4 protein-coding genes are annotated in these 8,332 nt (G+C 71.2%); all 4 read left to right on the forward strand.

Annotation, left to right across the window (positions count from 1 at the left end; genetic code table 11):
- The first annotated feature begins 65 nt into the window (after positions 1-65).
- A complete protein-coding gene (gene purN / locus C9992_RS16590) occupies positions 66-668 on the forward strand; it encodes a phosphoribosylglycinamide formyltransferase (RefSeq protein WP_106816742.1) in 603 nt (200 codons plus the stop codon).
- A gap of 26 nt (positions 669-694) precedes the next feature.
- Positions 695-2,299, forward strand: coding sequence for a bifunctional phosphoribosylaminoimidazolecarboxamide formyltransferase/IMP cyclohydrolase (gene purH, locus C9992_RS16595; protein ID WP_106816743.1), 1,605 nt, complete (start codon positions 695-697; stop codon positions 2,297-2,299).
- Between the two features lie 70 nt (positions 2,300-2,369).
- Positions 2,370-3,680, forward strand: a complete 1,311-nt coding sequence (locus C9992_RS16600) for an RDD family protein (protein ID WP_106816744.1) — start codon at positions 2,370-2,372, stop codon at positions 3,678-3,680.
- A gap of 29 nt (positions 3,681-3,709) precedes the next feature.
- A partial coding sequence (locus C9992_RS16605; RefSeq protein ID WP_235008299.1) for an FtsK/SpoIIIE domain-containing protein occupies positions 3,710-8,332 on the forward strand: 4,623 nt, incomplete at its 3' end.

Below are 8,332 nucleotides of genomic sequence, written 5' to 3' on the forward strand. Positions count from 1 at the left end.
GCCGGGAACGGCTGGGCGCCGCCGGGCGGCCGGGGGCACGGCCGGGCCGCGGCTAGACTAGCCGGGTGCTCTCGGTCGCCGTCCTCATCTCGGGCACCGGGTCGAACCTGCGTGCGCTTCTCGACGCCGCTGCCGACCCCGCTTTCCCCGCCCAGGTCGTCGTCGTCGGAGCCGACCGCGAGGCAGACGGATTCGCGCACGCCGAGGAGTACGGCATCCCGACCTTCATGGTCCCGTTCGCCCAGTTCGCGACGCGCGAGGAGTGGGGCGCCGAACTTGCGGCGCAACTGGACGTGTGGCGACCGGATCTCGTCGTGCTGAGCGGACTCATGCGCCTGCTGCCGGCCGACCTCGTCGACGCGTGGTCGCCGCGCATCATCAACACCCACCCGGCCTACCTTCCGGAGTTCCCGGGAGCGCACGGCGTGCGCGACGCCCTCGCCGCGGGCGTGGCGCAGACCGGCGCCAGCGTGATCATCGTCGACAACGGTGTCGACTCCGGTCCGATCCTCGCCCAGGAACGCGTGCCCGTGCTGCCCGGCGACGACGAGCACGCCCTGCACGAACGCATCAAGCCGGTCGAGCGACGGCTGCTCATCGATGTGGTGCGTCGTGTCGCGACCGGCGAACTCGACCTCGCGGCGGTGTCCGCGAACGCCCCGAGCTGACCCCTATCCCACCGAGGAGATCCGCCATGGCCGGACCCAGTCACGACCCCGCCCTGTACCGCCCCCGCGACATCGTCCCCGTGCGCCGTGCCCTGGTGTCGGTGAGCGACAAGACCGGCCTGCTGGAGCTGGGTGCGGCCCTCGCGGAGGCGGGCGTGGAGATCGTCTCGACGGGTGGGTCGGCGACGCTCCTGCGCGAGGCCGGCCACACCGTCACCGATGTGGCGAGCGTGACCGGATTCCCCGAGTCGCTGGACGGACGCGTGAAGACCCTGCACCCGAGCGTGCACGCCGGGCTCCTCGCCGACCTCCGCCTGGAGGACCACGAGCGTCAGCTCGCCGACCTCGACATCGCCCCGTTCGAGCTGGTGGTCGTGAACCTCTATCCGTTCGTCGAGACGGTCCGCTCGGGCGCGCAGGGCGACGACGTCGTCGAGCAGATCGACATCGGCGGTCCGGCGATGGTGCGCGCTTCGGCGAAGAACTACGCCAACGTGGCGATCGTGGTCTCGCCGTCCTCGTATCCCGCCGTCATCGACGCGGTCCGCTCCGGCGGTACGAGCCTGGTGCAGCGTCGCGAGCTCGCCGCGCGGGCGTTCGCCCACACGGCCGAGTACGACAGGGCCGTCGCGACGTGGTTCGCCGAAGGCACTCTCACCGAGGAAGACCTGCCGGCCCACCTCACGATCAAGGCCGAGCGCCTGGCGACCCTGCGCTACGGCGAGAACTCGCACCAGCGCGCGGCGATCTACACGCGAAACGGGGGTCACGGCATCGCCCAGGCGACGCAGCTGCAGGGCAAGGAGATGTCGTACAACAACTACGTCGATGCCGACGCGGCCCTGCGCGCAGCGTTCGACATGATCAAGCCCGCGGTCGCGATCATCAAACACGCGAACCCCTGCGGCATCGCCGTCACGGCGCCCAACGCCCTGGACCCCATCGCCAGCGCCCACCTGCGCGCGCACGAGTGCGACCCGGTGTCGGCCTACGGGGGCGTCATCGCAGCCAACGGCACGGTCACGCTGAAGATGGCCGAGAACCTCAAGGACATCTTCACCGAGGTCATCGTCGCTCCGGACTTCGAGCCGGCGGCCCTGGAGGTGTTCCGCGCCAAGAAGAACCTGCGCCTGCTGCAGCTTCCCGCCGACTGGCAGCAGGAGCGCATGGACGTGCGCCTCGTGTCGGGCGGCCTGCTGCTGCAGGACGCCGACCGGTTCCCCGACGACATCGAGTCGGTGGCGAAGGACTGGCAGCTCGTCTCGGGGGAGCGCCCCGCCGACGAAGACATGACGAACCTGATCTTCGCGTGGAAGGCGTGCCGCGCGGTGAAGTCGAACGCCATCGTGCTCGCCAAGAACTCCGCGACGGTCGGCATCGGCATGGGCCAGGTGAACCGTGTGGACTCGTGCCGGCTCGCCGTCGAGCGCGCCGGTGACCGAGCTGCGGGCTCGGTCGCGGCATCCGACGCCTTCTTCCCGTTCGCCGACGGGCCGCAGATCCTCATCGACGCGGGCATCTCGGCGATCATCCAGCCGGGCGGCTCGGTGCGCGATGACGAGGTGATCGCGGCGGCCCAGTCCGCCGGCGTCACGATGTTCTTCACCGGCGAGCGACACTTCTTCCACTGAGCCGGGCGTCCCGGCCCCGGTCCGGCGATCGGGTTAGGGTCGACGCGGAGCTTTCGCCAGGAGGACCGGTGTGATCTGGGAGATTGACGAGGCGCCCCGCCGCATCGAGGGCCTCGACGAGCACGGCCGTGCCCGGCCGGAGTACGCGGCGTCGCTGGGCCTGGTGCCTGCGCCGTTCGGCCGCCGGGCGCTGAGCACGACGCTCGAGGTCCTCGTGTACCTGGCGCTGCAGCTGCCGCTCCTGCTGGGCGCGCTGCCGGGCCTCGTGACACTATCGACGACGGGCTCGGCCGGCGCCGTGACGGGCGGGGCGCTCGTCGTCATGCTGATCTGCGCCGGTGCATCGGCCCTCTTGACGACCGCGTACATCGTCGTGCAGCTCGTGCTGCTCGGTCGGCGCGGTGTGACGCTCGGCAAGGCCGTCACCGGCCTCCGTACGGTCAACGTGCGCACGCTGGAGCGACCCGGCTTCTGGCGCGGCGGCGTCGTGCGCGCGCTCGTGCTGTGGGCGAGCTTCGTCGTCCCGGTCATCGGCCCGCTGCTGGTCATCGCCCTCTCGCCGTTCTTCGACCCCGAGCGTCGGGGGCGCGGCTGGCCGGATCTGGCCGCGGCGACATGGTGCGTGGACGTGCGCAACGGACTGCACCCGTACGACGCGAAGCGCATGCGGATCGCCCGCAAGACTGTGGCCACAGACCTCGAAGACGTGCGCAGCGAACTGCCGTCGCTGGCCACGCCGGTCGACGAACGGGGGCCGTCCGCCTACATCCCGACCACACGCAACAGCGGTGGCGTGCTCGGCGCCCTCCGCACCGACGCCGCGGGGACCGAGACCGACGCGCCTGCTGCCGGAGCGTTCGCTCCCGCCGTCCCGGTCGGTGTGGCGGGACCGGAAGCCGCTTCACCCGCGGTGCCGTCGTCGGTGCGGCCGGGCTCGGCCGGGAGCACCGCAGGTGCCTGGGTGCCGCCGCGGCTGCTCCCGGATGCCGAACCCGCCGCACCCGACACGCCCGCGCCGCCCGTCACGTCGGCCGCGACGCCGGCGGCTCGGACGCCCGCCACCGTGACACTGGACACCGGGCAGGCGATCCACATCCGTGGCGACGGCATCCTCGTCGGCCGAGATCCCGCCGCGCCGGACACCGGGCCGCGGCTGGATCCCATCGCGATCACCGACCCCTCGATGTCGGTCTCGAAGACGCATCTGGCGATCCTCCGCTCCGGTGGCGGGCTCGTGGTGATCGACCTGGGCTCCACGAACGGCAGCGCCCTGCTGCGCGACGGGACGGAGCGGCCGCTGGCGCCGCGTGAACAGGTCGAGCTGCGAAGCGGCGATACGATTCGGCTCGGAGACCGCCACGCGAGCATCCGGATCGGCTGACGCCGGCATCCGCACGAGGACACGCACACATGAGACTCAAACTGACGCTCCAGCGCCGCGCCGATCAGCACACCGACATCGTGGTGACGTCCGACACCACGGCGACCGTGCAGGACGTCGCCCGGCGGATCGCCGAAGCGGACCCGGCCCGCGAGATCACCGCCGCACCCGACGACGTGCTCACGCTCCGGGTCGCGCCTCCGACGTCGTCGGCGTTCGCGCTCCTCGAACCCGACATGCTGATCAGCGACGCGCCCGTCGGCTCGGGCTTCGTCGCCTCCGTCGTCAATCTCGGCGCCGACTACGTGTCCTCCCGTCGCGCGGGCGCGCCGGCCGCGGCGATCCTGTACGTCGTGGCCGGTCCCTTCGCAGGGCGGGAGTTCCAGCTGCCGCGCGGTCAGTTCACGATCGGCCGGGCTGTGGGCAACGACATCGTCCTCGAGGACCCGCTCATCTCCAAGCGCCATGCGCGCATCGAGGTGGGCGGCACGGTGGAGCTGGTCGATCTCAACTCGGCCAACGGCATCGTGGTCGACGGCGGCCTGGTGCAGCGGCTGCGCGTCATCCCCGGTCAGCGCTTCGCGCTCGGCGACACCGAGCTCGTCGTGCAGATGGTGCACGACTACGCACCCGCCGATCCCGACCCGGTGCTCGAGCGCGGCGGCACGCTGCTGTTCAACCGCAGCCCGCGCGTGGAGCCGCGCTACGTCGGCGAGGAGCTGCCCGAGCCGCGCCTGCCCAAGGACCCGATCACCCGGCTGTTCCCGTGGCCGATGCTCGTGGCGCCGGTGATCCTCGGCGTCGCGCTGTTCGCGATGAACGGCAACCCGCGTTCGCTGGTCGTCGTGCTGCTGTCGCCGCTCATGCTCTTCGGCAACTTCATCTCGCAGCGCACCCAGGTCGGGCAGCGGGTCAAGAAGGAGGCCGAGGTCTTCGAGCGGACCTTCGAGGAGCTCGAGGAGAGGCTGTACCGGGAGCGCCCGCGGGAGCGGGAGGTGCGAAACGCCGAGGTGCCGCCGGTGGCCGTGGTCTTCGAGGAGGCCATGCGGCTGGGGCCCATGCTGTGGACACGGCGTCCCGAGCACTGGAACTTCCTCGCCGTGCGCCTGGGCACCTCCGAAGCACCGTCGCGCACCACGGTCAAGCGCTCCGACAGCCCCGAGGCGCTGCAGGAGTATGTCGACCGCGTCGACCGGCTGCGCGAGCGGTACCGCATGATCGACGGTGTTCCGGTGCTGGAGTCGCTGCAGAGCGTCGGCGTCATCGGTGTGGCAGGTCCGCCCCGCGAGAGCGCGGATGCGCTGCGGGGCCTGTGCGTGCAGCTGTTCGGCCTGCACTCCCCGAACGAGCTGGTGGCGGTGGCCCTCACCGAGCCGCAGTGGGCGCGCCAGCTGGAGTGGCTGAAGTGGCTGCCGCACACCACCAGCGAGCGCAGCCCGTTCCGCGACATGCCGCTGTCTGACTCGGCCTCCACCGGCGCGGCTCTGCTGTCGGCACTGGAAGAGCTGGTGATGCGCCGGTCCAAGGCGGCGAGCTCGCCGCGCCCACCGCTCGACGACGACTGGGACCCGATGCGGTACGGCACCGACGTGCGGCGCGCCGCTGAGGATGCGACGTTCCCGGGCCAGACCGCGGTCGTCGTGATCGTCACCTCCGACGCACCGGTCGATCGGGCACGGCTGACGCAGGTGCTCGAGCGGGGAGCGGACGTCGGCGTCTACGGGCTGTTCGTGGCGCCGGTCGTGGACGCGCTGCCGGCGGTCTGCCGGAGCTTCGTCGACGTCTCCGGCGGCTTGGAGTCCGCACGGACGGGCACCGTGCGCAGCGGCGTCGAGTACCCCGTCACCGTGGTGGAGGGCGTCTCGAACGAACTCATGACGGTGCTCGCCAAGCGGCTCGCGCCCGTCGCGGACTCGAGCACGGTCATCGAGGACGCGTCCGACATCCCGAACTCCGTCATGTTCCTGTCGCTGGCCGGCCCCGAGCTCGCGTCGGACCCGTCGTTCGCGATCGAGCGGTGGCGCGAGAACAACACCATCGTGGACCGCTCGGGGGCGACGCTGCCGCGCCTCAAGAAGGCCGGAACGCTCCGCGCGATCGTGGGCCAGGGCGCCACCGACGCGATGACGCTCGACCTGCGGACGCAGGGCCCGCACGCGCTGGTCGGCGGAACGACCGGTGCGGGCAAGTCCGAGTTCCTGCAGGCATGGGTGCTCGGCATGGCCGCCGCGCACAGCCCTGACCGCGTCACGTTCCTCTTCGTCGACTACAAGGGCGGCTCGGCGTTCGCCGACTGCGTGGACCTTCCCCACTGCGTCGGCCTGGTCACCGACCTGAGCCCTCACCTCGTGCGCCGCGCCCTGACGAGCCTGCGGGCCGAGCTCCACCACCGCGAGCACCTGTTCAACCGCAAGAAGGCCAAGGACCTCCTCGAACTCGAGAAGCGCCGCGACCCCGACACGCCTCCCGCGCTCGTGCTGGTGATCGACGAGTTCGCCGCGCTCGCGGGCGAGGTCCCCGAGTTCGTCGACGGGGTCGTCGACATCGCGCAGCGCGGCCGCTCGCTCGGCATCCACCTCATCATGGCCACGCAGCGGCCGGCCGGCGTCATCAAGGACAACCTGCGCGCCAACACGAATCTGCGCGTGGCGCTGCGCATGGCCGACGAGTCCGACTCCAAGGACGTCGTCGACGACCCGGTCGCTGCCAGCTTCGACCCGGGGATCCCGGGCCGCGGCATCGCCAAGACCGGGCCCGGGCGCCTCGTGCCCTTCCAGTCCGCGTACGCCGGCGGGTGGAGCACCGACGCGGCACCGGTCGCGGACGTGAGCGTCGCGGAGCTGCGCTTCGGCTCGGTGCAGCGGTGGGAGCTCGAGGACCGGGGGGAGGATGCCGCGCACGACGTCGATCCGGGCCCCAACGACCAGAAGCGCATCGTGGCGACCCTCGTCGCCGCGGCCGCGCAGGCGGGGATTCCGGCGCCGCGCCGTCCGTGGCTGGACGACCTCGAGACGACCGTCGACATCCGGGCCCTGCGCCCGGGCCGTGCCGGCAACATCCTCCTGGGCAAACGCGACGTTCCCGAGCGTCAGCTTCAGGAGCCGGTGTATTTCGAGCCGGATCGCGATGGATCGCTGCTCGTGTACGGCACCAGCGGCTCGGGCAAGTCCACGGTGCTGCGCACGATCGCGATCTCCGCCGGAATGGGCCGCCGCCCCGAGAACGTCGCGGTGTACGGTCTGGACTTCGGGTCGGGCTCGCTCAAGAGCCTCGAAGTGCTGCCGCACGTCGGCTCGATCATCCCGGGCGATGACGCGGAGCGGGTGCAGCGCATCCTGCGCTCGCTCGGACGCGTGCTCGACGACCGCGGCAAGCGCTTCAGCGCGGCCAATGCCTCCAGCGTCGCCGAGTACCGCGAACTGACCGGGCGCGACGAATCGCGCATCATCCTGCTGTTGGACGGTCTGCCGCAGTTCCGCGCCGAGTGGGAGTCGACGACCGCACGGATGCCGTTCTATCAGGCGTTCATGCGGATCCTCGGCGAGGGCCGACCCTTGGGCGTGCACGTCGTCGCCACCGCCGACCGGTCGGGCTCGGTTCCCACCGCGGTGAGCTCGAACATCTCGCGCCGCGTGATCCTGCGCCTGGCGGACGAGAACGCGTACTCCCTTCTGAACGCGCCGAAGGACGTCCTCGACGAGCGCTCCGCACCGGGCCGCGCGATCGTCGACGGATTCGAGACGCAGATCGCGGTGCTCGGCGGGACGCCCAATGTGGCGGAGCAGACCAAGCTGCTCACGCAATGGGCCGAAGAGCTGCGGGCGCTCGGCGCTCGCGAGGTCGACGAGATCGGCTCGCTGCCCACGCGCCTGCCCTGGTCGGCGCTGCCCGAGCGCATCGGCGAGTTCCCGGTCCTCGGCATCGCCGAGGACACCCTCGCCCCGCGCGAGTTCGACGCGGTGGGCACCTTCGTGGTGTCCGGCCCGCCGCAGGCAGGCAAGACCAACGCCATGAAGGCCCTCGTGACCTCGATGGTGCGGTTCGATCGGTCGGTGAAGCTCTTCCACTTCGGCGGTCGGCGCTCTCAGCTCAAGGAGTTCGCCCCCTGGATGCGCAGCGCCACGACGGTGGACGAGGCGAAAGACCTCGCCACGGAGCTGGCCGAGCTGGTCGCCGACGAGTCGCTCGAAGCGCGGCTCATGATCGTGATCGAGGACGTGCCCCAGTTCGCCGACTCGCCGGCGGAGCGACCGCTGAAGGCGCTGTTCCAGGCGGTGAACCGCAGCGAGCACTTCCTCGTCGGCGACGCCGACATCACGCAGGTCACGAGTGGATTCGGGCTCATCGGCGACTTCAAGGGCGGCCGCAAGGGCATCATTCTCAAGCCGGACGCCTTCGACGGCGATGCCGTCTTCAAGGTGCCGTTCCCGAAGGTCAAGCGCGCGGACTTCCCGGACGGACGTGGCATCTTCGTGCAGGCCGGCCGGCAGGTGACGGTCCAGCTGCCTCTGGTGGATGCCGCGGCTCGCCGACTCGCCGGCGGAGCGACCGCTGAAGGCGCTGTTCCAGGCGGTGAACCGCAGCGAGCACTTCCTCGTCGGCGACGCCGACATCACGCAGGTCACGAGTGGATTCGGGCTCATCGGCGACTT

Source organism: Microbacterium timonense (assembly GCF_900292075.1).
Classification (GTDB): domain Bacteria; phylum Actinomycetota; class Actinomycetes; order Actinomycetales; family Microbacteriaceae; genus Microbacterium; species Microbacterium timonense.